The organism is Streptomyces sp. XD-27 (genome assembly GCF_030553055.1).
Classification (GTDB): domain Bacteria; phylum Actinomycetota; class Actinomycetes; order Streptomycetales; family Streptomycetaceae; genus Streptomyces.
Map to the genome: position 1 here is coordinate 5,185,641 of NZ_CP130713.1, position 22,965 is coordinate 5,208,605.

General features: G+C 71.2%; 21 protein-coding genes and 1 pseudogene. 11 read left to right on the forward strand and 11 right to left on the reverse strand.

From position 1 onward, the window contains the following. The 3 genes from Q3Y56_RS22510 to Q3Y56_RS22520 all read left to right on the forward strand — a co-directional run bounded on the left by Q3Y56_RS22510 (position 1) and on the right by Q3Y56_RS22520 (position 2,786). Positions 1–642 (forward strand): OmpA family protein, encoded by a 642-nt coding sequence (locus tag Q3Y56_RS22510; protein ID WP_304463656.1) that lies wholly within the window; start codon positions 1–3, stop codon positions 640–642. A gap of 100 nt (positions 643–742) precedes the next feature. Further along, on the forward strand, positions 743–1,339 hold the full coding sequence (locus Q3Y56_RS22515; RefSeq protein ID WP_304463657.1) for a TetR/AcrR family transcriptional regulator: 597 nt from the start codon (positions 743–745) through the stop codon (positions 1,337–1,339). Between the two features lie 127 nt (positions 1,340–1,466). Beyond that, positions 1,467–2,786, forward strand: a complete 1,320-nt coding sequence (locus tag Q3Y56_RS22520) for a Cmx/CmrA family chloramphenicol efflux MFS transporter (protein WP_304463658.1) — start codon at positions 1,467–1,469, stop codon at positions 2,784–2,786. Here the strand turns inward: Q3Y56_RS22520 and Q3Y56_RS22525 are convergent. After that, positions 2,714–3,064, reverse strand: a pseudogene (locus Q3Y56_RS22525) (DUF192 domain-containing protein); the annotation flags it as partial. The gene Q3Y56_RS22520 and the pseudogene Q3Y56_RS22525 sit on opposite strands and share 73 nt — an antisense overlap. A gap of 144 nt (positions 3,065–3,208) precedes the next feature. Between Q3Y56_RS22525 and Q3Y56_RS22530 the strand changes: the two are divergent. After that, the gene (locus tag Q3Y56_RS22530; RefSeq protein ID WP_304463659.1) at positions 3,209–3,955 is read left to right on the forward strand and encodes an A24 family peptidase; all 747 of its coding nucleotides are present in this window, start codon (positions 3,209–3,211) and stop codon (positions 3,953–3,955) included. Positions 3,956–4,174: 219 nt separating this feature from the next. Then, positions 4,175–5,065: a hypothetical protein gene (locus tag Q3Y56_RS22535; protein ID WP_304463660.1), complete on the forward strand. Its 891-nt coding sequence runs from the start codon at positions 4,175–4,177 to the stop codon at positions 5,063–5,065. 9 nt (positions 5,066–5,074) lie between these two features. Here Q3Y56_RS22535 and mgrA read toward each other — a convergent pair whose 3' ends face one another. Then, on the reverse strand, positions 5,075–6,115 hold the full coding sequence (mgrA, locus tag Q3Y56_RS22540; RefSeq protein WP_304463661.1) for an L-glyceraldehyde 3-phosphate reductase: 1,041 nt from the start codon (positions 6,113–6,115) through the stop codon (positions 5,075–5,077). Positions 6,116–6,253: 138 nt separating this feature from the next. Here mgrA and Q3Y56_RS22545 point away from each other — a divergent pair, with 138 nt between their 5' ends. The 4 genes from Q3Y56_RS22545 to Q3Y56_RS22560 all read left to right on the forward strand — a co-directional run bounded on the left by Q3Y56_RS22545 (position 6,254) and on the right by Q3Y56_RS22560 (position 11,532). After that, positions 6,254–7,015, forward strand: coding sequence for an isoprenyl transferase (locus Q3Y56_RS22545; protein ID WP_304463662.1), 762 nt, complete (start codon positions 6,254–6,256; stop codon positions 7,013–7,015). A 350-nt stretch (positions 7,016–7,365) separates the two neighbouring features. Continuing rightward, entirely contained in the window at positions 7,366–8,703 is a 1,338-nt protein-coding gene (locus Q3Y56_RS22550; protein ID WP_304463663.1) for a PhoH family protein, read from the forward strand. A 421-nt stretch (positions 8,704–9,124) separates the two neighbouring features. Next, the gene (locus Q3Y56_RS22555; RefSeq protein ID WP_304463664.1) at positions 9,125–9,832 is read left to right on the forward strand and encodes a transglycosylase SLT domain-containing protein; all 708 of its coding nucleotides are present in this window, start codon (positions 9,125–9,127) and stop codon (positions 9,830–9,832) included. A 341-nt stretch (positions 9,833–10,173) separates the two neighbouring features. Beyond that, a complete protein-coding gene (locus tag Q3Y56_RS22560; protein WP_304465741.1) occupies positions 10,174–11,532 on the forward strand; it encodes an AI-2E family transporter in 1,359 nt (452 codons plus the stop codon). Positions 11,533–11,626: 94 nt separating this feature from the next. Here Q3Y56_RS22560 and Q3Y56_RS22565 read toward each other — a convergent pair whose 3' ends face one another. Both Q3Y56_RS22565 and Q3Y56_RS22570 read right to left on the reverse strand, forming a co-directional pair. Then, positions 11,627–12,172: an alkyl hydroperoxide reductase gene (locus Q3Y56_RS22565; RefSeq protein WP_304463665.1), complete on the reverse strand. Its 546-nt coding sequence runs from the start codon at positions 12,170–12,172 to the stop codon at positions 11,627–11,629. A 2-nt stretch (positions 12,173–12,174) separates the two neighbouring features. Further along, the gene (locus tag Q3Y56_RS22570) at positions 12,175–12,729 is read right to left on the reverse strand and encodes a peroxiredoxin (protein ID WP_304463666.1); all 555 of its coding nucleotides are present in this window, start codon (positions 12,727–12,729) and stop codon (positions 12,175–12,177) included. A gap of 177 nt (positions 12,730–12,906) precedes the next feature. On the opposite strand from Q3Y56_RS22570, the gene Q3Y56_RS22575 reads away from it, so the two are divergent. Then, positions 12,907–13,827 carry a LysR substrate-binding domain-containing protein gene (locus Q3Y56_RS22575; protein WP_304463667.1) on the forward strand — a complete coding sequence of 307 codons (921 nt, stop codon included), beginning with the start codon at positions 12,907–12,909 and terminating at the stop codon, positions 13,825–13,827. Positions 13,828–13,890: 63 nt separating this feature from the next. Here the strand turns inward: Q3Y56_RS22575 and Q3Y56_RS33565 are convergent, their stop codons facing one another. The 6 genes from Q3Y56_RS33565 to Q3Y56_RS22600 form a co-directional block, all read right to left on the reverse strand. Then, on the reverse strand, positions 13,891–14,505 hold the full coding sequence (locus tag Q3Y56_RS33565) for an FtsX-like permease family protein (RefSeq protein WP_369696779.1): 615 nt from the start codon (positions 14,503–14,505) through the stop codon (positions 13,891–13,893). Further along, entirely contained in the window at positions 14,472–16,295 is a 1,824-nt protein-coding gene (locus tag Q3Y56_RS22580; RefSeq protein ID WP_369696780.1) for an FtsX-like permease family protein, read from the reverse strand. The genes Q3Y56_RS33565 and Q3Y56_RS22580 overlap by 34 nt, the downstream gene beginning before the upstream one ends. Beyond that, positions 16,292–16,978 carry an ABC transporter ATP-binding protein gene (locus Q3Y56_RS22585; protein WP_304463668.1) on the reverse strand — a complete coding sequence of 229 codons (687 nt, stop codon included), beginning with the start codon at positions 16,976–16,978 and terminating at the stop codon, positions 16,292–16,294. The genes Q3Y56_RS22580 and Q3Y56_RS22585 overlap by 4 nt, the downstream gene beginning before the upstream one ends. Further along, positions 16,975–17,499, reverse strand: a complete 525-nt coding sequence (locus Q3Y56_RS22590; RefSeq protein ID WP_304463669.1) for a PadR family transcriptional regulator — start codon at positions 17,497–17,499, stop codon at positions 16,975–16,977. The genes Q3Y56_RS22585 and Q3Y56_RS22590 overlap by 4 nt, the downstream gene beginning before the upstream one ends. A gap of 129 nt (positions 17,500–17,628) precedes the next feature. Continuing rightward, the gene (locus Q3Y56_RS22595; RefSeq protein WP_304463670.1) at positions 17,629–17,958 is read right to left on the reverse strand and encodes a hypothetical protein; all 330 of its coding nucleotides are present in this window, start codon (positions 17,956–17,958) and stop codon (positions 17,629–17,631) included. 10 nt (positions 17,959–17,968) lie between these two features. Next, positions 17,969–18,901, reverse strand: a complete 933-nt coding sequence (locus Q3Y56_RS22600) for an SPFH domain-containing protein (protein WP_304463671.1) — start codon at positions 18,899–18,901, stop codon at positions 17,969–17,971. A gap of 213 nt (positions 18,902–19,114) precedes the next feature. On the opposite strand from Q3Y56_RS22600, the gene Q3Y56_RS22605 reads away from it, so the two are divergent. Further along, positions 19,115–21,358 (forward strand): transglycosylase domain-containing protein, encoded by a 2,244-nt coding sequence (locus tag Q3Y56_RS22605; RefSeq protein ID WP_304463672.1) that lies wholly within the window; start codon positions 19,115–19,117, stop codon positions 21,356–21,358. Between the two features lie 97 nt (positions 21,359–21,455). Here Q3Y56_RS22605 and Q3Y56_RS22610 read toward each other — a convergent pair whose 3' ends face one another. Continuing rightward, the gene (locus tag Q3Y56_RS22610) at positions 21,456–22,919 is read right to left on the reverse strand and encodes a catalase (protein WP_304463673.1); all 1,464 of its coding nucleotides are present in this window, start codon (positions 22,917–22,919) and stop codon (positions 21,456–21,458) included. Positions 22,920–22,965 lie beyond the last annotated feature (46 nt).

Consider the following 22,965-nt stretch of genomic DNA (forward strand, 5'->3'; position numbering starts at 1 on the left):
ATGACCAGGACCCAGGCCCTGACCGGGAGCCGCGCACGCCGCGGGACGGCCGCGTCTGCCGTCGTGTCCGCCGTCGTCTCCGCCGCGCTCGTCACCGCCGTGCCCGCCCCCGCCCGCGCGGACAACGGCCCCGGCGCGCCCGCGGACACCACACCCCCGGTGCGGATCGACGCCCGCGACCCCGATCTGCGACTGGCGGAGGACGCGACCCTCGCGCCCGGACGGGTCCTCGACATCAAGTCCGTCGTCGAGACGGACGACGGCGAGGAGCGCCGCGAGGACACCAACGCGAAGGTGAAGTTCGCCCTCCAGGCCGAGGTGCTCTTCGACAAGGACAGCGCCGGGCTCAGCGGCGAGGCCACCGCGCGGATCGCGGCGATCGCCGACGAGATCAAGCGGCAGGGCGCCACGAACGTCCGGGTCTTCGGCTTCACCGACAGCCTGGGCTCCTCGGCCCACGGCGACACGCTCTCGAAGAAGCGCGCCGACGCCGTACAGCGGCAGCTCGCCAAGGGCCTTGACGCCACGGTGCGTTACGAGATCCGCGGCTACGGGGAGCTGTACCCGATCGCGGACAACTCCACCGAGCAGGGCCGCACGAAGAACCGCCGGGTCGAGGTGAGCTTCGCCCGCGGCGCGTGAACCGCGGTACGTGGACCGATGAAGGGTGCCGCGGGCTGATCCAGGATTCGGCATCGAAGGATTCTGTATCGATCGATCCAAAACATGGTACGGTCACGACATGGCCCGACCGAGGATGTTCGACGAGGAGCGGGCGGTCGACGCCGCGCTGGAGGCGTTCTGGGCCGCCGGGTACGAGGCGACGTCGACGCAGGACCTGTGCGACGCCACCGGCCTGGGGCGCAGCAGCGTCTACAACACCTTCAAGAGCAAGCATGACCTCTTCCGGCGCGCCCTGGCCCGCTACATGGAGCGCAGGAACGCGTGGCTGTCCGACCTGCTGGAGAGCGAGCTGCCCCTGCGGGAGAAGGTCCGCACCCTGCTGTACGCCGTCGTCGACGAGGAGTGCGGGGAGGGAGCGGACCCCTGGGCCGCCGCCGGGCGCGGCTGCCTGGTCGTCAACACCGCGGTGGAGCTGTCCGACCGGGACCCGGAGATCGCGGAGCAGCTGCGCCGCGACTACCAGGTCCGGTTCACGGCGCTGCGGGCGGCGTTCGAGTCCGCGCGGCGGGACGGCGACCTCGTGTCCGGCGGGGATCCGGGCGCGCTCGCCCACTTCGTCATCGCGAGCGTCGGCGGGATGCGCGTGTCGGCGCGGGCCGGCGCCGGGCGCGCCGAGCTGACCGCCATCGCGGACACGGCGGTGGCAGCGCTCTAGGCCGCTCGCCCGTCCTGTAGGGCCCTGACCCTCCTGCCGGGAGGGCGGCCTCCGCGCGCCCACGTTATGTACTGCTCGTTTCAAAACTTGTGCACTGCCCGTTTCAACACTTGTGAGGGATCGATCCGTGCCAGTCGCCGTCTACATACTCGGCCTGGGCATCTTCGCCCAGGGCACCTCCGAGTTCATGCTCTCCGGGCTGCTGCCCTCGCTCGCCGACGACCTCGGCGTCTCCGTCCCCGACGCCGGGCTCCTGATCTCCGCCTTCGCCGTCGGGATGATCGTCGGGGCCCCGCTGCTGGCCGTCGCCACCCTGCGCTGGCCGCGCCGTACCGCCCTGGTGGTGTTCGAGGCGGTGTTCGCCGCGGGCCACGTGGTCGCCGCGCTCGCGCCCGGGTACGGGGTGCTCCTCGCCACCCGCGTGGTCAGCGCGATCGCGTACGCGGGGTTCTGGGCGGTGGCCGCCGTCACGGCCGTGAGCCTGGCGCCCGCAGGCGCCAAGGGGCGGGCCATGGCCGTCGTCTCCAGCGGGCTGAGCGCGGCCACCGTCGTCGGCGTGCCCGCCGGCACGTTCCTGGGCCAACACGCCGGATGGCGCGCGGCGTTCTGGGCCGTGGCCGCGCTGACCGTCCTGAGCCTGACCGCCGTCCTGGCCGTGCTGCCGGGCGGGCGGGGCACCGAGGCGGCGCCGCCCGCCCTGGGCCGCGAACTGGGCGCACTGCGCCGGGGGCGGCTGTGGCTGGCGTTCGGGACCACCGCGCTGAGCTTCGGCGCGGTGATGGCCTCCTTCGGCTACCTCGGCGCGCTGCTGGAGGAGACGAGCGGCATCGCGGAGGGCTGGGTGCCCGCCGTGCTCTCGCTCTTCGGCCTCGGCGCGTTCGCCGGACTGTCCGTCGGCGGGCGGATGGTGGACGCGCGCCCGTACCTCACCCATGTCATCGGGCTCAGCGGCCTGGTCGCGGTCTCCGCGGCGCTCGGACTCACCGCGACCAGCGCGCCGACGGCCGTCACCCTGGTGTTCCTCCTGGGCTTGGCCGGCTTCCTCACCCAGCCCGCGCTCGCTGCACGCGTGTTCACCATCGCGGGCGACGCCCCGACGCTGGCCGGGGCGCTCAACACCTCGGCCTTCAACGTCGGGATCACGGCCGCGCCCCTGCTCGGCGGCCTGGCCATCGGCACGGGCCGCGACTACGCCTCGGTGGCCTGGGTCGGCGCCGGACTCGCCGCGTTGGCACTGGTGGCCGTCGCGCTCGCGGCCCGGCTGGACGGGAGGGCGGTGTCGACGGCGGACGGCGGGGCGGTGTCGGCGGTGGACGGCGGGGTGGTCTCGACAGTGGCCGGCAGCGCCGACTCGGCGGTGGACGGCGAGGCCGGTTGGACGGAGACGCGTACGCCCGGCCGCACCCCCCAGCGCTCCAAGGCGCCCGCCTCGGCCTCCAGTACGTGACGCGAGCGCGGCCTGGGCAGGCCGAGCCGACCGGGGCGCATGGTCTGTACGGCCGTCACGGTCATCCGGCGGTCGAGATAGGCGACGTCGATGGCGAACCGCATGCCGAAGGTGTGGACGCCGCTCGCGGGGGTGAGGAGCAGCGCGCCGTCGAGCCGGTCACGGCCGAGCAGACCGCGACGGCGCGCCCGGCGGGACCCGGCGACCTCCAACGCAACCCGCACCCCTGCCCGACCCGGTATCCACAGCACCGCCGCGCCGTCCTGCCACCGTCTCATTCCGCCCCCACTCCTGCTCGACCACGCCCGGTGGATCATTCCTCTAATACCACCCTTCCCGAAGTCGGGGCTCTGACCCGAACCCCGGGGGCTGTGGGAAGGGGCGGAGCAGGGGAGGGGAGCACGCTTCCGTAGGCTCGGGCCGTGCATCCCACGCTGATCCTCGCCGCCGCCCTGTACGGAGCCGCCGCCGGGCTGCTCGTGCCGCGGCCCCTGCACCGGTTCGCGGTCCAGCCCGGTGAGCCCTGGCGCGGTACCTGCCCCGGCGGTCACGTGATCACCGGACCCGCGGGCGGCTGGTTCGGGCTCGCCAGCTGCCGCGCCTGTCCCGCCGACGCGCGCAGCTACGGCGTGGCAGCCGCGTGGACCGCAGGCGCCGCCGCGCTCGTGTGCGGCGGGCTCGCCGCCGCCGTCGGGCCCCGCCCCGAACTGGGCGTATGGCTGCTGCTCGTACCGCTCAGCCTGCTGCTCGCCGGGGTCGACCGAGCGGTGAACCGGCTGCCCGACGTACTGACCCTGCCGATGGCCGGCGGCGCCGCGGTGCTGCTGGGCCTGGCCGCGCTGCTGCCGCACAGCGCGGGGTCCTGGCGCCGCGCGCTGCTCGGTGGAGCGGTGCTCGGCGGCGCCTATCTGCTGCTGTTCCTGATCAGTCCCAGCGGCATGGGGTTCGGCGACGTCAAGCTGGCGCCGACTCTGGGTACCGCCCTGGGGTGGTACGGATGGGACGTGCTCTTCCTCGGCGCCTTCGCCGGTCTGCTGCTCGGCTCCTTCTACGGTGTAAGCCTTGTGCTGACGCGGCGAGCGGGCCGTAAGACGGCCATGGCGTTCGGGCCTTTCATGATCATCGGGGCCGGTGCGGGACTGCTTCTCGGGGGTCTGGGAGCCGCCTGACGTCAGCCCGCGGCGCGCGGTCACCCCTGTCGGTGCACACGGCACTCTTTATGAAGGGTTATGGTGGAAGCCCCCCCTCGGGCCGGTCCGTATCCCCCCACGGACCGGCCCGCTTTATTGCGCGGGAACCCTCTGCCTGGCGGAAAAGGTGCCCTAGACTGCCGGGCTGTCACGGCGTGACACGGTCGAGTGGCCGGAAACGATCTGGGGGAGAGAGCCATGGCATCGGGGGGATGGGGGCCGGGACCCGGCCCCGGACAGCCTGGCGGCAACGGGCCGGGCGGGCAGGGCTGGGGCGATCCGTACGGCCCGCCGCCCCCGGCGCCCCGGCCCGCGCCCCGGCGCCGCAGCCCGCTGCGGCACATACCCCTCGTCAACATCGCCGCCGCCGTCATGCGCTCCGCGCACCGCGTCGCCACCCGGCTCTTCGTCCAGGACGGCGACGGCCGGATCGCGGACCGCACCGTGGAGCGGGTCCAGGTGGCCCGCACTGTGCTCGGCGTTCTCGCCGGCCTCGCGCTGATCTACGTCTACGGCGTGGAGGAGGACCGCTGGAAGAACGCGGCGGACGACAGCTTCGGCAACATGATCATGACCCCGGTCCTGCTGATCTGCACCGGACCGCTGGTCATTCTCGGATTCATCCTCTACGCGCCGCCCCACCTCCGGCCGCGGCTCCGCTCCCGGCTCGGCGCCCCGCTGAAGGCGGTCGGCTGGTATCTGCTGGCCATAGTCGTCTTCGGTACCGTCGTCTACCTGGCGGGCCAGACCGGACTCTTCAAGGGCCTGGACGGCTGGCAGGCCGGGCTGGCGGCGGTCGTGGTGCTGGTCGTGGTGGTGTGGGGGCTGCCCTTCCTCCTCCTGGCGTCGCTGTACTCCGCCCGCAGCGCCTTCAACACCGCCCACGTCCACCCGATGCTGCCCGCTGTGGTCACCGGCGTCCTGGTGTGGGCGCTCGCGATCTTCAACCTGGCCGTCAAAGGCATGCCGGAGGGTCCGCCGCCGGTCCAGCTCAGCTCCCTGCTCGGCGGCCCGCTCTCGGTGACCGCCGTCTCGCTGTGGGAGCTGCACCGGATGCGGACCCGGTTCGGCGTCACCGTCCGCGGCTGAGTCTCAGCCTCAGCCGCGGCGGGCCCAGATGTTCACACCCTCCGTCGTCGTCGCGAACGCGTCGATCTCCGCCAGCTCCTCGCCGGTCAGCTCCGGACCACCCAGCGCGGCCACGTTCGCCTCCAGCTGGGCCACGCTGGACGCGCCGATCAGTGCCGAGGTCATCCGCTCGTCGCGCAGCACCCAGGTGAGCGCGAGCTGGGCCAGCGACTGGCCGCGCCGCCGCGCGATCTCGTTCAGGCCGCGCAGTCGCCGCACGTTCTCGTCCGTCAGCAGCCCCGGGTCCAGCGACTTGCCCTGCGCCGCGCGCGAACCGGCCGGCACGCCGTCGAGGTACTTGTCGGTCAGCAGGCCCTGGGCCAGCGGCGCGAACGCGATGCACCCCATGCCCTGCGCCTGGAGCGTGTCCAGCAGCGCGTCGTCCTCGATCCAGCGGTTGAGCATCGAGTACGACGGCTGGTGGATCAGCGCGGGCACGCCCATCTCCCGCAGCAGCCGGGCCGCCTCGCGGGTCTGGCTCGCCTTGTACGAGGAGACGCCCACGTACAGCGCCTTGCCCTGCTGGACGGCGGACGCGAGCGCGCCCATCGTCTCCTCCAGTGGCGTGTGCGGATCGAAGCGGTGCGAGTAGAAGATGTCCACGTAGTCCACGCCCATCCGCTTCAGCGAGGCGTCGAGGGAGGACAGCAGGTACTTCCGCGAGCCCCACTCCCCGTAGGGGCCCGGGTGCATCAGATAGCCGGCCTTGGTGGAAATCACCATTTCGTCCCGATACGGGCGGAAATCCTGCGCGAGGAGCGTGCCGAAGTTCAGCTCGGCGGAGCCGGGCGGCGGGCCGTAGTTGTTGGCCAGATCGAAGTGGGTCACGCCCAGGTCGAAGGCGCGGCGCAGGATGGCGCGCTGCGAGGTCAGGGTGCGGTCGTCGCCGAAGTTGTGCCACAGGCCGAGCGAGATCGCGGGCAGCTTCAGACCGCTGCGCCCGCTGCGCCGGTACGGCATGCTGTCGTAGCGGGCGGCGGCGGCCTGGTAGGGGGAGGTCGTGTCGTTCACGGCGGAATCCTGTTCGAGTGGCTGTCGTAGGGACGCTATAACGTCGCGACGTCAGGGGTTCGCCACCGCGCCCGCCCCCGCAGTAGGGTGTCGCCCTTGGGGCGACCGCCATGGTGAGGCACGGAGGGGCTGGAAGACGTGAAGTTGCGCGACCTGGTGTACGGGCTCTACGCGCGCCGGGTGGAGGGCCGCCTCGACCACGACCAGGTGCCCAAGCACATCGGCGTCATCCTCGACGGAAACCGCCGCTGGGCGCGGGCCGACGGCCGCACCCTGGAGCAGGGCCACCAGGCCGGCGCCGACAAGATCCACGACCTGCTGGGCTGGTGCGCGGAGACGGACGTCGAGGTCGTCACCCTCTGGATGCTGTCCACCGACAACCTCAACCGGCCGGAGGAGCAGCTCAACCCGCTGCTGGGCATCATCGAGGACACGGTCCGGAACCTGGCGGCGGACGGCCGCTGGCGCGTGCACCACGTCGGCACGATGGACCTGCTGCCCGACCACACCCAGCGGGTGCTCAAGGAAGCCGAGCAGGCGACCGACCACATAGGCGGCATATTGGTCAACGTGGCCGTGGGCTACGGCGGTCGGCAGGAGATCGCCGACGCCGTGCGGTCCCTGCTGCTGGACCACGCGCACAAGGGCACCACCTTCGAGGAGCTCGCCGAGATCGTCGACATCGACCTGATCTCCGAGCACCTCTACACCCGCGGCCAGCCCGACCCCGACCTGGTCATCCGTACCAGCGGTGAACAGCGCCTGTCCGGCTTCATGCTGTGGCAGAGCGCGCATTCCGAGTACTACTTCTGCGAGGTCTTCTGGCCCGCGTTCCGCAAGGTCGACTTCCTGCGCGCGCTGCGCGACTACGCGGCCCGGCACCGGCGGTACGGCAACTAGCGCCTCCCTTACGCGGAGTTCGGTCCCGGTTAACCGAAAAGACTCCTCGTGTCCCCCCTTGGGATACCTTGAACGGGCTGGATTTTCACACGCGTCATATGCCAGTGCATGGCGGCGAGCGTTCGAGGGAATACCCCCGTCAGGTCGAGGCCCGCATGCACGGTCCACTGGGCGTCGAACTGCCAGCGGGCGGCATGGGGCCGTCCGCCCGGGAGGCCCTTTGCAGACGTCGCGACAGTGCGGATCGTGCGGATGCGCGGAGGGCCGGTGCCCGGCCCTCGTAGGGCCAAGGCCCGGTCCATTCCCCCGCGACGTCGTCGCGCACCTCTCCCGAGGGGGTCCGTCCACCCGTGGTGACCAGCACGAAGCGCCGTGAGCACGACCGGCGCACCTATGTCCTCGACACCAGCGTCCTGCTGGCCGACCCGAACGCCATGGTCCGCTTCGACGAGCACGAGGTCGTGCTCCCGGTCGTCGTGGTCACGGAGCTGGAGGCCAAGAGGCACCACCCGGAGCTGGGCTACTTCGCCCGGCAGGCCCTGCGCCTGCTGGACGAGTACCGCGTCCGCTTCGGCCGCCTCGACGCCCCCATCCCGATCGGCGATCTCGGCGGCACCCTGCGCGTCGAGCTCAACCACTCCGACCCGGGCGTCCTTCCCGCGGCCTTCCTGAACCATGGCGGCCGCCCGGGGGACAACGACTCGCGGATCCTCGCGGTGGCCAGAAACCTCCAGGCCGAGGGGTACGACGTCACGGTCGTCTCCAAGGACCTGCCCCTGCGCATCAAGGCGTCCTCGGTGGGGCTGCTCGCCGAGGAGTACCGCGCGGAGCTGGCCGTCACCGACTCCGGCTGGACCGGCATGGCCGAACTGGCGGTCACCGCCGACCAGGTGGACGACCTCTTCGCGACCGAGACCGGGTTGGTCCCCGAGGCGGCCGGACTGCCCGTGCACACCGGCCTGGTGCTCCAGTCCGAGCGCGGCAAGGCGCTCGGCCGGGTCACCGCCGACGGGCAGGTGCGGCTGGTGCGCGGTGACCGGGAGGCGTTCGGCATCCACGGGCGCAGCGCGGAGCAGCGCATCGCGCTGGACCTGCTGCTGGATCCGGACATCGGGATCGTGTCGATGGGCGGCCGGGCCGGCACGGGCAAGTCGGCGCTCGCGCTCTGCGCCGGTCTCGAGGCCGTACTGGAGCGGCGGCAGCACCGCAAGGTGATGATCTTCCGCCCGCTGTACGCGGTCGGCGGCCAGGAACTGGGCTATCTGCCGGGCACCGAGGCCGAGAAGATGAGCCCGTGGGCGCAGGCGGTCTTCGACACCCTCTCCGCGGTCACCACGGCGGACGTCATCGAGGAGGTGGTGGGCCGCGGCATGCTGGAGGTGCTGCCGCTCACCCACATCCGCGGTCGTTCGCTGCACGACGCGTTCGTGATCGTCGACGAGGCGCAGTCACTCGAACGCAACGTGCTGCTGACTGTTCTGTCCCGTATCGGGGCCAATTCCCGTGTCGTACTGACTCATGACGTCGCCCAGCGCGACAACCTCAGGGTCGGCCGGTACGACGGAGTGGTGGCGGTGGTCGAGAAGTTGAAGGGGCACCCCCTCTTCGCGCACGTCACGCTCAACCGCTCCGAGCGCTCGCCGATCGCGGCGCTGGTGACCGAAATGCTGGAGGACGCCCACATCTGAGGCAGTTGGAGACGGTAGGCGCCGCGCGGAGGGCCAAGTAGCTTAGCCGCGCGGCGCCTTGCTGCGCCGAACTTTCCGGAAACCCGCTGGCGTAAACGGGGTGTGAGCTTTCCCACGCAGCGGAGAATTGCCTCAGGGCGTCGCCATCCGGCAGGGTGTGGGTCCTGTCAGGCCCCGCATACGGCACTTCCACACCTCCAGGGGTGCGGAACCACAGCAGAACCAGAACTGAACAGAGTTCGCCGTATGCCGCCCGAGCACCATGCGGACCTCCCTGAGGGAGGGCCCACCGGGCCCGTGCTTTCTGTGACTGACCGCCCCCGACGCTCCATCCGGGGGACCGGAACAAGAGGAAGCCAGCGCCAGGGGCACGATTGCGTCCGCGAGGTCACCTAAGCGGGCGACGCTGGAAGGAAACCGTGTGAGCCGGATTTCGGTCCGGGGATTCGCAGTGGCCTCGGCCACCGCGGTCACCACTGTCGGCGCCGTTGTCGGTGTCGCCGCGGGCGGCGAGCAGAGCTCGTCCGACCCGGTCGAGGCGACCGCCGCCGACGCGTCACTCCTCGCTGAGATACCCACCGGGCAGCAGGCCCAGGTGCAGACCTCCCTGGCACAGCAGGCGGACATCCAGTCCACCGCCGCCGACACCGAGGCGCGGAAGTCCGCCGAGGAGTCCGCGCGCAAGCAGGCCGCGGAGGACGCCAAGGCGAAGAAGGAGGCCGCCGACAAGGAGGCCGCCGAGAAGCTCGCCAAGGAGCGCGAGAAGAAGAAGGCGGAGGAGGCCGCGAGCCGCTCCGCGACCCGTGACGCCGACAGCTTCACGCCGCAAACTTCGTACACCGTCGCCGAGGTCCAGGCCATGGCCCGGCAGATGGTTCCCGGCGACCAGTTCCAGTGCTTCAGCAACATAGTGAATCACGAGAGCAGCTGGAACTACCGGGCCTCCAACCCCTCGTCGGGGGCTTACGGCCTGGTGCAGGCGCTGCCCGGCTCCAAGATGGCATCCGCCGGAGCCGACTGGCAGACCAACCCGGCCACCCAGATCAAGTGGGGCCTGAACTACATGAACGAGCGCTACGGCAGCCCGTGTGGCGCCTGGGGCTTCTGGCAGGCCAACAACTGGTACTAGGCCAGGCCCACAGCAGACTTCGCGAAGCCCCCGACCCTTTTCGGCCGGGGGCTTCGTGTGTCCTCCGGTAACGTTTCTCCGACGGCCGAGGGGGATGGGGGTAGGGGAAGAGAAATGTCCAGATTGCCAAGGTTGGTCGGCAGGCTGGGGGCGGTCTCACACGGCTCGCCGAACGCCTCGACCGCAAGGGCGACGCGACGGGCGGTGACGGCGGCCCGGCGTCCGGCCGGGTGGGACCGGCGGCTCCCGCGCCCGCGGCGGCCGACGGGGCGACCGGGCCCGGCGCGGCGACCGCCGCCGTGCCCGCGACCGCCGTACCCTCCGCCGTGCCCGCGACCGCTATGCCTTCCGCTGTTCCCGCGGCCACCGTGTCCGCGGCCGCCGCCGGTCCGGCGACGGCCCCTACGGACGACTCGCCGGACCGCCGCCCGCCCGCGCAGGTCCCGGTGCCGTCCGGCTACGCCCCGGCCGTCGCCGCCAAGCCCGACCCGGTCTCCTCCGTGCCCTGGGGGATAAGGGTCGCCGCCGAAGCCGGCTGGCGGCTGCTGGTGCTGGCGGGCACCGTCTACGTCCTGATGCGCGTCATCAGCTCGGTCGAGCTGGTCGTGCTCTCCTTCACCATCGCCCTGCTCATCACGGCGCTGCTGGAGCCCTCCGTCACCCGGCTGCGCCACCTCGGCGTACCGCGCGGCGTGGCCACCGCCATCGTCTTCGTCTCCGGCTTCGTCGTCATGGGACTGGTCTGCTGGTTCGTGGTCTGGCAGGTCATGGAGAACATCGACGACCTGTCCAAACAGGTCCAGGACGGCATCGACGAGCTGCGCCTCTGGCTGCTCAACAGCCCGTTCCACGTGACCGACAAGCAGATCAACGAGATCGCCAAGAACCTGCGCGAGGCGATCGGCGCCAACACCGAGGAGATCACCACCGCGGGCCTGGAGGGCGTCACCGTCATCGTCGAGGTGATGACGGGCATCCTGCTGGCGATGTTCAGCACGCTGTTCCTGCTGTACGACGGGCCGAAGATCTGGAACTGGACGCTCAAGCTGGTCCCCGCCGCGGCCCGCGAGGGCGTCGCGGGCGCGGGCCCGCGCGCCTGGGCCACGCTGACCGCCTATGTGCGGGGCACGGTGATAGTGGCGCTCATCGACGCCACCTTCATCGGCGTCGGCATCTACTTCCTCGACGTGCCGATGGCGGTCCCGCTGGCCGTCTTCATCTTCCTGTTCGCCTTCATCCCGCTCGTCGGCGCCGTGATCTCCGGTGCGCTGGCGGTGGTCGTCGCGCTGGTCACCCAGGATGTCTTCACCGCGGCGATGGTGCTCATCGTGGTGCTCGCCGTCCAGCAGATCGAGGGCCACATCCTCCAGCCCTTCATCCTGGGCCGCGCGGTGAGCGTGCATCCGCTGGCGGTCGTGCTCTCCGTCGCGGCGGGCTCGCTGATCGGCGGCATCGGCGGCGCGGTGGTGGCCGTCCCGCTGGTCGCGGTCACCAACACGGTGGTCGGCTACCTGCGCGCGTACACCAGGGAAGCGGCGATGAACGCCGTACCGGCGCAGCAGGGGGCGCCGGCGATGGAAGCCGTGCCCGGCCCCTCCGTGCCCGGCCCGGCCGTGCCGGAACCATCCGTGCCGGAGCCCTCCGTGGCGGAACCGTCCGCACCGGCCCCGGCCCCGTCCCCGGACGTCCCGCAGGGCTGACGCGCGCGCCGCACAGCAACGACAAGGGCCCCGCGAGGCGCAATGCCTCGCGGGGCCCTCGGTCCGTACGGAGCGTACGGGGCGACCGCCGGTACTACTCGGCCAGGACGGCCTCGGCGTCCAGGGTCGCGCCGACCGCCTGCAGTACCGCGGCGATCTTGAACGCTTCCTGGACCGTCTCGCGGCTCACGTCGGCCTTGCGCAGCACCTGCTCGTGCGAGTCCAGGCACAGGCCGCAGCCGTTGATCGCGGAGACCGCGAGCGACCACAGCTCGAAGTCGACCTTCTCCACGCCCGGGTTGCCGATGACGTTCATCCGCAGGCCCGCGCGCAGGTTGCCGTACTCCGGGTCCGACAGCAGGTGCCGGGTCCGGTAGTAGACGTTGTTCATCGCCATGATGGCGGCGGCGGCCTTGGCCGCGGTGTACGCCTCGGGCTTGAGGTTGGCCTTGGCCTCGGGCTCCAGCTCGCGCAGCACGCGCGGCGAGCGGGTGGCGATGGCGCAGGCCAGCACCGTGCCCCACAGCTGCTGCTGCGTAAGGAGCCCTGTGTTCTCGGCGTTTCCGATCACCGAACCGAGGTTCAGCTTCAGGTCCTTGGCGTAGTCCGGCAGCGCGGACTTCAGCTCATCGAGAGCCATGCTCACTCACCGGCCAGCAGCTTGACCGGGTCGAGGGTGTCCTCGCCCTTGCTCCAGTTGCACGGGCACAGCTCGTCGGTCTGCAGGGCGTCGAGGACCCGCAGGACCTCCTTGGGGTTACGGCCCACGGAACCGGCGGTCACCATGGCGAACTGGATCTCGTTGTTCGGGTCCACGATGAAGACGGCGCGCTGCGCGTAGCCGTCCTCGCCCTCGACGCCGCAGGCCTGCATCAGCTCGTGCTTGGCGTCGGCCAGCATCGGGAAGGGCAGGTCACGCAGGTCGGCGTGGTCCTTGCGCCAGGCGTGGTGGACGAACTCCGAGTCGCCGGAGACGCCGAGGATCTGGGCGTCGCGGTCGGCGAACTCGTCGTTCAGCTTGCCGAAGGCGGCGATCTCGGTGGGGCACACGAAGGTGAAGTCCTTCGGCCAGAAGAAGACCACGCGCCACTTGCCCTCGTAGGTCTTCTGGTCGATCTGCGCGAACGCGTTGTCCGCGTCGAGGCTGACGCAGGCGGTCAGGTCGTACTCGGGGAACTTGTCACCGACAGTGAGCACGCGGTCTCCTAGCAGCGTAGAAAGTCCCTCTTGCGGACTTTCCGGTGGGGTTGGACGTCGACCACCCTGCCACAGGAGCCATTGATCAGTGAAATAGCTAGACTTGGTGATGTTGATCGGAGGTGGTTATCAGTGGCTCAGAATCATGGAGCCGGGGGAGCCGCGGGGAAACCGCGGATGCCCAGCCTGTCCCAGTTGCGGGCGTTCGTCGCCGTCGCCGAGCACCTGCACTTCCGCGACGCGGCCGCCGCGATCGGCATGAGCCAGCCCGCGCTCTCCGGAGCCGTCTCCGCGCTGGAGGACGCGCTCGGGGTGCAGCTACTGGAGCGTACGACGCGCAAGGTGCTGCTCAGTGCGGCGGGGGAGCGGCTGGCGGCCCGGGCGCGCACGGTCCTGGAGGCCGTGGGCGACTTCATGGAGCAGGCCGAGGCGGCGCGCGCCCCCTTCACCGGCGTGCTGCGGCTCGGCGTCATCCCCACCGTCGCCCCGTATCTGCTGCCCACCGTGCTGCGGCTGGTGCACGACAGCTATCCCGACCTCGACCTCCAGGTGCACGAGGAGCAGACCTCCCAACTGCTGGACGGCCTCGCCCAGGGGCGGCTGGACCTGCTGCTCCTCGCGATGCCGCTGGGTGCGCCGGGCGTCACCGAACTCCCGCTCTTCGACGAGGACTTCGTGCTGGTCATGCCCAAGGACCACTGGCTGGGCGGGCGCGGCGACATACCGCGCGACGCGCTCAAGACGCTGGATCTGCTGCTGCTGGACGAGGGGCACTGCCTGCGCGACCAGGCGCTGGACATCTGCCGGGAGGTGGGCCGTACGGAGGGCGCCCGCGGCACCACCAGCGCGGCCGGGCTGTCCACCCTGGTCCAGCTGGTCGCCGGCGGGCTCGGGGTGACGCTGCTGCCGCGTACGGCGGTGCCTGTCGAGACGGGCCGCAGCGCGGAGCTCACCACGGGGTACTTCAGCCATCCGGCGCCGTCGCGGCGGATCGGCCTGGCGATGCGGACGGGGGCGGCGCGGGCGGAGGAGTTCCGGGCGTTCGCCGACGCGCTGCGGGGGGCGCTGAAGCCGCTGCCGGTGCGCTTCGCCTGCTAGCAGCCCGTCTCCGGTGGTCTTCCGCCGGCCCCGCCTGACGAAGGGGCGGGGCCGGGGAGCGACTCACTCCGTGCGGAGGCCGTCCGGGCGCATCATGCGCCACAGCGGCGGCAGGCTCACCAGCGTCACCAGGGCGATGACCCCGGCGCCGAAGCCCGTCATCGTGGCCAGGCTCGACCAGTCCACGGTCACCGGCCTCTCGACCATCTTGAGCAGGATGGCGCCGAGCGCGAGCCCGCCCGCCACCGAGACCGCCAGGCCGATGACGACCGGTACCGCCGTCTGCCACAGCACGGACCAGCTGAGCGTGGAGCGCCGCGTGCCGAAGGCCACCAGGACGGACAGCAGGCGCTTGCGCTCCCGCAGTTGCTCGAGGGTGGACACGATCATGCTGGCACCGATCAGGAGCAGCGTCGCCGTCGCGCCGATGAACAGACCGTTGCGGATCACGGAGAACTCGCGGTTCTCCGCCGTGCCGACGATCGCGTACCCGTCCATCTTCCCGTCCACGGCGGCATCGGTGTTGCGCGCGTACTCGACCGCGTCCTTGGTGTCCGGGTCGAGCTCCAGCATCGTGGTCACGTACGGGTCGTCGAGCTCGGAGACCTTGACGGCGCCCGGCGTGGCCAGGATGCCGTTGCGCATCAGGCCCGCCGGGTCGTGCCTGAGGCCCACCACGCGGGCGGATTCGGGGATGGTCCACAGCTTCCGCTTGCCGCTCGGGGTCCGTCTCCGCCCTCGCTGAGGAGGTTGACCCGGGCGCCGGGGACGGCGAAGGACCGCTCGTCCTCCGGGGCGTCGGACTCGTCGGTGAGGAAGACGTCGCCGTCCTTGCAGTCGCGCACCTGGGCGATCTCGCGCAGCGTGGGGCAGTCGCCGACCGTGAGGTTCTCGCTCGGGACGTCGTAGGCGACCTTGGCCTTGCTGGTGGGGTCGGAGACGTACGACTCGACGACTCCGATGACGTCGCGGACCCCCTTGGTCGCGCGGAACCTCTCGATCACCTGCTGGGCGCGTTCGGCGTCGTGCACGGTGGTGGCGGACTGGAACTGGGCGCGGGCCGGGTCCTGCCCGGTGTCCTCGGTGTTCTCGGCCTGCACGCTGGAGAACAGCATCTGCAGCGCGATGGCTCCCGCGACGGCCACGGTGATGCCGCTGACCGCCCGCGCGGCCGTGCCGCTGCTGAGCTGGAGACGCCGGGTGGCGAGCTGCCAGGGGACCGGACCGCCGCGGAAGCGCTCGACGGCCGCCTCGACCAGCCAGGGCAGCAGCGCGGTGGTGCCGGCGAGCAGCAGCACCGCACCGGCGGCGACCTGGTAGTTCTCCATGTCGGTGCTCGCGCCGAAGCCGCCGCCGGTCATCGGCAGCAGCAGTGCCAGGCCGCCGATCGGCAGGACCAGCCGCCACCACAGCCGGCGCCTGCGGGGGCGGGTGTGCCGTACGACTCCGAGCGGTTCGATGACGACGCCGCGCATCGCGAACAGGGTGATGACCACGGCGGTGGTCGGGACGGCCAGCGCGATCAGCGCGGCGAGCGGCCCCGACGGCGTGATGTCGGAGGGGAAGACGCTGACGTCCCATAGCGAGACCTCGCCGGCGAGCTGCCGTAGGCCGAGGAACAGGGCGCCGCCGACCGCGAGGCCGAGCAGCGCGCCGAACAGCGCCTCACCGGCGGCGATCCGGCGCGTCATGTGGCCGTCGGCGCCCACCAGGCGCAGCGCGGCGAGCCGCCGGTCCCGGCGTTCGCCGCCGAAGCGCACGGCGGTGGCGATGAAGATGGCCACCGGCAGCAGCAGCACCACGCAGCCGATGACGATGAGGAGGACCAGGCCCGGGTCGAGCTCCTCGGACATGAGGTCCATGCCCCAGTGGTCGATCCGGCTTCCGGCGCCGGGTTTGTCGCCGGGCTCGCCGCCCGCGTAGAACCACAGCTCCTGCGGGCCCGCCAGGCCCTGGTCGCCGATGGTCCCGACCACCCGGTCCTGGAACCGCTCCCGCAGCAGGCGCGCGCCGTCGGAGTCGAGCAGTTCCTTGAGGGCCGGTGAGACCACCATCTCACCGGGGCGCGGCAGGGCGGACAGGCCCGGCGGGGCGGGAGCCTCGTCGCCCTCGGGCCATATCCGCATGCCTGATATCTCGGTGCCGTGGAAGGACGTGCCGACAGGGTGGACCAACAAGGTGCCGGTGCCGCGCTTGACGTCCCCCGGCGGGATGGCGGCGCGGCCGTCGCCGCGGGAGTCGCGCGCGGAGAGCATGTTCGGCACGGACGTCGCGATCAGCAGCAGGGCGACGCCGAGTCCGACGCCGACCGCGGTCAGGATCGTCCTGGCCCAGCCCTCCCGGCCGCCGGTCACCGCGAACCGGGCGCCCATGGCGAGGTCGGCGGCCCAGCGGGCGGCGCCGATCCGGCCGTCCTGGCCGTCGGACCGGGCGGGGGCGGCCACCGGGCCGGGGTCGGTGCGGGTCATCCGACGCCCGCCATGTCCCGCGCCTTGCCGTCCCGTACGACGACCTCGCGGTCGGAGTACGCGGCCACCCGGGGCTCGTGGGTGACGAGGACGACGGCGGCCTGCGTGTCGCGGGCCGCGTCGGTGAGCAGCTGCATCACCCGCTCGCCGTTGAGGGAGTCCAGCGCCCCGGTGGGCTCGTCGGCGAACAGCACCCGCGGGCCGGTGACCAGCGAGCGGGCGACGGCGACCCGCTGACCCTGGCCGCCGGAGACCTCGCCGGGCCGCTTGTCCGCGACGCCGTCGACCTCCAGGCGCTCCAGCCACGCGGCCGCGCGGGCCTCGGCCTCCTTCCGCTTGAGGCCGGTCAGCCGCAGCGGCAGGGCGACGTTCTCCCGGCAGGTGAGCTCCGGCACGAGCTGGCCGAACTGGAAGACGAAGCCGAACTCGCCGCGGCGCAGCGCGCTGCGCTCGGCGTCGGACATCGTCGACAGCTCACGGCCGCCGTAGCGGACGCTGCCCGCGTCGGGCCGGACGATGCCGGCCAGGCAGTGCAGCAGCGTGGACTTGCCGGAGCCGGAGGGGCCCATGACGGCGACGACCTCGCCCGCGTGGATGGAGAAGTCCGCGCCGTCGAGGGCGGGCGTGGGGCCGTAGGACTTGTGCAGTCCCGCGGCGGTCAGGAGGGATCCGTCGGGGGTCATGCGCGCACTTCCTTCGCGAGCTGGTCGAGGCGGGCCGCGGTCAGCTCCAGCCAGCGCAGGTCCGCCTCCAGATGGAACAGCGCGTGGTCGCATATGAGCTGGTCGGCGAGGTCGCCGGACCGCTTGCGCTGGGTGAGGTCGCGCATCAGCCGCAGATGCGTGGCGCGCTGTACGTCGAGCAGGTCGGCGGCGTCGCGGCCGGTGAGCAGGGCCAGCACGACCTTGGTGTAGAGGGTGGACTGGAGGTAGGGCTCAGGACTCTCGGGCTGCATGAGCCACCGTTCGACGTCCGTGATCCCGGCGTCGGTGATGGCGTAGCGCTTGCGCTCGGGTCCACCACCGTGCTCGATGCCGTCGACCTCGACGAGGCCGTTCTTCAGCAGCCGGGACATGGTCGAGTAGACCTGTCCGTAGTGCAGGGGGCGGTCGTGCCCGAAGCGCTCGTCGAACGCCCGCTTGAGGTCGTATCCGTGGCGCGGGCCCGCTTCCAGCAGCCCGAGCAGGGTGTGGCCGATTGACATGCGGGGACTCTACACCACGCGTATACGTCATGTGTATAGACGGAGGGGATAGATCGTTTACGCAGGTCAGGCGGCTGGGGGAGGCAGGATGAAGGCCCTCCCGCCGGTGCGGCGGGAGGGCCGGGCTGCTCACTCGGTGAACTCGGTGGACTCGGCGGAAGGCGGCCCGGTGGAGCGGTGCTCGGGCGATGGCTGCTCGCCGGGGGGTTCGTCCGCCGGGGCGGGGGGCTCGTCCGTCGGGGCGCGCGGCGGACGGCCCCGGCGCGGCATCGGGCCCGCGTTCCCCGGCAGTCGGCCCGCCTCCGCGAGCGCCCGGCGCAGCAGGAACTCGATCTGCGCGTTGGCGCTGCGCAGCTCGTCGTCCGCCCAGCGCGTGAGCGCGTCGTGTACGGCGGGGTCGAGGCGTAACAGCACCTGCTTGCGCTGCCGCTGCCGGGCCCGGGGGCGCTCGTCCGTCATGGGCTGTCCGTCACTGGTAGAGGGTGCCCGCGTTGATGACCGGCTGCGGAGCCCGGTCGCCGCACAGCACCACCATCAGATTGCTGACCATGGCCGCCTTACGCTCCTCGTCCAGCTCGACGATCCCGTCTTCGGCGATCCGGGCGAGCGCCTGCTCGACCATGCCGACCGCGCCCTCCACGATCTCCCGGCGGGCCGCGACGACCGCGCCCGCCTGCTGCCGCTGGAGCATCGCCGAGGCGATCTCCGGAGCGTACGCGAGGTGGGTGAAGCGCGACTCGATGATGCGTACACCGGTGGCGGCGACCCGCTCCTGGAGCTCGGCGACGAGCTTGACGGTGATCTCTTCGGCGTCGCCGCGCAGCGACAGTCCGTCCTCCTCGTGGGCGTCGTACGGGTACGCGATGGCGATGTGCCGGACGGCCGCCTCGGTCTGGGTGCCGACGAACTCCACGAAGTCGTCCACCGCGAACATGGCCTTGGCGGTGTCCGCGACCTCCCACACCACCACGGCGGCCAGCTCGACCGGGTTGCCGTAGGCGTCGTTGACCTTCAGGACCTCGGTCTCGTGGGTGCGGACGCGCAGCGATATGTCCTCGCGGCTGGTGAACGGGTTGACCCAGCGCAGGCCCTCGGTGCGGAGCGTGCCCCGGTAGCGGCCGAAGAGCTGGACGACCTTGGCCTCGCCGGGCGCGAGGGTGTTCAGTCCGCACATCAGGGTGAAGGCGGTGAGGATCGCCACGACCCCGGCGGTGATGAGTGCCGCGTCCACCGCTCCGGCGAGGGACGTGGACGCGGCCACGACGATGGCCAGGACGCCGGCGGCCAGGCCGAGCAGGCCGGCCAGCAGGGCGAGGCCGCCGCTCGTGCTGGCCGCGGGCCGCTCCTGCACCGGCGGTTCCTGCGTTCCGTGCGATTCCTGCGAAGCGTCGATGTCAGGCATGGGGTCCCCCGTTGGGTCGGTCTGCTGAACTAGCAAAGTGATATCACTTTAACCCGTGGCACAACCTCCCGCGGCCCCCGTACGTCAGTTCCCATGGAGCGGGGTGTGGATTGTCACGTCCGGAAAAGCCTTGATCCGTAGCTATTTGCCAGGACTTGCGGGTTAGCTTCATGAGCTGGCTTGGGGGATGACGAGACTGGAGCGACAGGAGCGATGGGCCGAGCGGACGAGCGGCGAGCGCGGAAGAAGAGCGCACGCGTCGCCAAGAGAGCGGCGAAGAGCAAGAAGGCCGGCATACGCCGGTTCTTCACCTGGAAGAAGCTGCTCGCCTACTTCCTGTCGGTGTGCGTCCTGATCATCGGCGCCTTCATCGCGCTGTACCTGATGGTGGAAGTGCCCAACCCCAACAAGCAGGCCGAGGCGCAGAGCAACATCTACACCTACAGCGACGGCACCGTCCTGGCCCGCACCGGCGACGTCAACCGGGAGAACGTGCCGCTGTCGAAGATCCCCAAGGCCGTCCAGCACACGTTCGTCGCGGCCGAGAACAAGGACTTCTACACCGACTCCGGCGTCTCGGTCTCCGGCACCGCCCGCGGCATCCTCAACACCCTGCTCGGCAAGGGCAAGCAGGGCGGCTCCACCATCACCCAGCAGTACGTCAAGAACTACTACCTCAGCCAGGAGCAGACGGTCTCCCGGAAGCTGAGGGAGCTGGTGATCTCGCTCAAGGTGGACAAGAAGATGTCCAAGGACGAGATCCTCGAGGGGTACGTCAACACCAGCTACTACGGCCGCGGCGCGTTCGGCATCCAGGCGGCGGCCCGCGCGTACTACGGCGTCGACGTCGAGAAGCTGTCCGTCAAGCAGGGCGCCTACCTCGCGGCGCTGCTCCAGGCCCCCAGCAGCTACGACTGGCAGAACGCGGGCCCCAACGGCAAGCGGCTGGTCAAGGCGCGCTGGAACTACGTGCTGGACAACATGGTCGAGAAGGAATGGCTGAGCGCGGACGAGCGCAAGGACATGCGCTTCCCCGTCCCGAAGGAGCCGAAGGCGACCCCCGGCGTGGCGGGCCAGGCCGGCTATCTGGTCGAGGCCGCCAAGAAGGAGCTGGTCAGCTCCGGGGCCGTCTCCGAGCGGGAGCTGGAGGCGGGCGGCTGGACCATCAAGCTCAACATCGACAAGGATCGGCAGAAGGCCCTGGAGACGGCGGTCAAGCAGAAGCTGACCGACGACCTGGACCCCAAGGCCCGCAAGGTGGACAAGCACGCGCAGGCGGGCGCCGCCTCGGTGGACCCCAAGACCGGCGCGGTCGTCGCGATGTACGGCGGCGCGGGCTGGCCCGAGCACTACCGGAACAACGCGACCCGCGCGGACTACCAGCCCGCCTCCACCTTCAAGCCGCTGATCCTGGCGGCCGCCCTGCAGAACGAGTCCACCACGCAGGACGGCGCCTCGATCCGGGCGAACAGCATCTACGACGGCACCAACAAGCGGCCCGTGGTCGGCAGCACGACCGCCTACGCGCCGCCCAACGAGGACCAGAAGAGCTACGGGCCCATCACCGTCCAGGAGGCGATGAACAACTCGGTCAACTCCGTCTTCGCGCAGATGGCCGTGGACGTCGGGCTGGACAAGGTCAAGAAGACCGCCGTCGACCTGGGCATGAACGCGGACGCGGGCGGCTTCGGCGAGCACCCCTCGATGTCGCTGGGCGTGATGGGCGCCAGCCCGCTGGACATGGCCGGGGTGTACGCCACCCTCGACAACCACGGAGAGAAGGTCACCCCCCGGCTGGTGAAGTCGGCGGAGAAGGGCGACAGTGAGCGCGCCGACCTGCCGGACCCGATCGGCGACGAGGTGATCAGCCGCGAGGCGGCCGACTCGGTCACCTCCGTGCTGACGGGCGTGGTCGACGACGGCACCGGCCGGGCCGTGCGGCAGACCGGCCAGGACGTCGCGGGCAAGACCGGCACCTCCGACGACAACAAGTCGGCCTGGTTCGTGGGCTACACCCCGGATCTGGTCACCGCGGTCGGCCTGTTCGGCGAGGGCGACAAGGGCAAGCAGGTCTCGCTGAGCGGCACCGGTGGCGGTGGCCGCCTCAACGGCGGCGACTACCCGGCCGAGATATGGGCCGCGTACATGAACGCGGCGCTGAGCGGTGACGCCACGTCGAAGTTCGACCTGGACACGGACATGGGCGCGGCGGTCGCCCCGCCGCCGAAGCCGACGCCGACCCGTACGCGGGAGTCCCACTCGCCGACGCCGAGCCCGAGCCCGACCAGCCAGTCGCCGAGCCCGACCCCGACGCCGAGCGGCAGCCCGTCGCCGACCCCGACGCCGACGCCGACCGGCAGCCCGTCGCCGACGCCGACCACCCCGACGCGACCGCCGAGCCCGACGTGGTCGCCGGACCCGGACGACGGCCTGCAGGACCGCTTCGGCGGCCAGTAGCGGGCGGGGCCGGGGGAAGAGACCGTAGCGGGCGGGGCCGGGGGAAAAGACCGTAGCGGGAGGGCCAGGGGAAGCTACCCCGGCCCTCCCGCCGCGCTCAGCCGCCGTTCACGCGTTCGGCGATGCGGTCGCCGGTCTCCTTGTCGATGTTGCGCCAGTACTGGATCGCGCGGTCCAGGACGGCGCGGCTCACGCCCTGGAGCAGGTGCCCGGAGACGTTCCCCACCAGCCGGGTCCGCGCCGCGTCGTCCAGCACGTGGCGGACCATCGTGCCCGGCTGGCCCCAGTCGTCGTCCTCGCGGTGCAGCCGGTACGCCTCGCGCACCATCTCGCCGGCCGCCTGCCAGCCCGCCGGGTCGCCGAAGCGGGCGGTGTCGGCCGCGGGGCCGCCGTGGGAGTTCGGGGCGTACACCGCGCCGGTGCGGGCCGGCTCGTAGCGCATCGCGCCGTCCTTGCTGTACGACCGCACCGGGGAGTGCGGCCGGTTCGGCGGCAGCTGCGCGTAGTTGGGGCCGATCCGGTACCGGTGGGTGTCGGGGTACGAGAACAGCCGGCCGAGCAGCATCTTGTCGGGGGACGGGCCGATGCCCGGCACCAGGTTCGACGGCTCGAACGCGGCCTGCTCGATGTGGACGAAGAAATCGTCCGGGTTCCTGTTCAGCGTCATCCGCCCGACCTCGATCAGCGGGTAGTCGCCGTGCGGCCACACCTTGGTCAGGTCGAACGGGTTGAAGCGGTAGTCCGGGGCGTCCTCGAACGGCATGACCTGCACGTACATCGTCCACGAGGGGGCGTTGCCGGAGGCGATGGCCTCGTACAGGTCGCGCCGGTGCCTGTCGGCGTCCTCGCCCGCCAGCCGGTCCGCCTCCTCCTGGGGGAGGAAGTCGATGCCCTGGTCGGTCTTGATGTGGTACTTGATCCAGAACCGCTCGCCGCCGCCGTTGACCCACAGGTACGTGTGCGAGCCGTAGCCGTTCATAGTGCGCCAGGTCTTCGGGATGCCGCGGTCGCCCATCAGCCAGGTGACCATGTGCGCGGACTCCGGCGAGAGGGTCCAGAAGTCCCACTGCATGTCGTTGTCGCGCAGCCCGGTGGCCGGGTGGCGCTTCTGCGAGCGGATGAAGTCCTGGAACTTCTGCGGGTCGCGCACGAAGAAGACGGGGGTGTTGTTGCCGACCAGGTCGTAGTTGCCGTAGTCGGTGTAGAACTTCAGCGCGAAGCCGCGCGGGTCCCGCCAGGTGTCCGGACTGCCCTGCTCGCCCGCCACGGTGGAGAAGCGGGCCAGCATCTCGGTGCGCCTGCCGAGCTGGAAGAGATCGGCCTTGGTGAACTGGCTGACGTCGTTGGTCACCTCGAAGAAGCCGTACGCGCCACCGCCCTTGGCGTGCACCACGCGCTCGGGGACCCGTTCCCGGTTGAACTGGGCCATCTTCTCGATCAGGTAGTGGTCCTGGAGAAGGATGGGACCGTTGGGGCCGATGGTGAGCGAGTGCTCATCGCTCTCGACCGGGATTCCGGCGTTGTTGGTGGTGTAGGGGACGTCCGATACGGAGTCGGCCATGGCGAGCGCCTCCCGGGCGGTGGGATGGAGTTCGTTTTGTCCAACA

Bases quoted from the DNA above. Each gene is read 5' to 3' on its own strand.
- Q3Y56_RS22565 (WP_304463665.1), bottom strand. From the start codon at position 12,172: ATGGCTCTCGATGAGCTGAAGTCCGCGCTGCCGGACTACGCCAAGGAC.
- Q3Y56_RS22590 (WP_304463669.1), bottom strand. From the start codon at position 17,499: ATGTCAATCGGCCACACCCTGCTCGGGCTGCTGGAAGCGGGCCCGCGC.
- Q3Y56_RS22560 (WP_304465741.1), top strand. From the start codon at position 10,174: ATGCCTTCCGCTGTTCCCGCGGCCACCGTGTCCGCGGCCGCCGCCGGT.
- Q3Y56_RS22595 (WP_304463670.1), bottom strand. From the start codon at position 17,958: ATGACGGACGAGCGCCCCCGGGCCCGGCAGCGGCAGCGCAAGCAGGTG.
- Q3Y56_RS22605 (WP_304463672.1), top strand. From the start codon at position 19,115: ATGGGCCGAGCGGACGAGCGGCGAGCGCGGAAGAAGAGCGCACGCGTC.
- Q3Y56_RS22510 (WP_304463656.1), top strand. From the start codon at position 1: ATGACCAGGACCCAGGCCCTGACCGGGAGCCGCGCACGCCGCGGGACG.
- Q3Y56_RS22575 (WP_304463667.1), top strand. From the start codon at position 12,907: ATGCCCAGCCTGTCCCAGTTGCGGGCGTTCGTCGCCGTCGCCGAGCAC.
- Q3Y56_RS22515 (WP_304463657.1), top strand. From the start codon at position 743: ATGGCCCGACCGAGGATGTTCGACGAGGAGCGGGCGGTCGACGCCGCG.
- Q3Y56_RS22610 (WP_304463673.1), bottom strand. From the start codon at position 22,919: ATGGCCGACTCCGTATCGGACGTCCCCTACACCACCAACAACGCCGGA.
- Q3Y56_RS22535 (WP_304463660.1), top strand. From the start codon at position 4,175: ATGGCATCGGGGGGATGGGGGCCGGGACCCGGCCCCGGACAGCCTGGC.
- Q3Y56_RS22600 (WP_304463671.1), bottom strand. From the start codon at position 18,901: ATGCCTGACATCGACGCTTCGCAGGAATCGCACGGAACGCAGGAACCG.
- Q3Y56_RS22580 (WP_369696780.1), bottom strand. From the start codon at position 16,295: ATGACCCGCACCGACCCCGGCCCGGTGGCCGCCCCCGCCCGGTCCGAC.
- Q3Y56_RS22585 (WP_304463668.1), bottom strand. From the start codon at position 16,978: ATGACCCCCGACGGATCCCTCCTGACCGCCGCGGGACTGCACAAGTCC.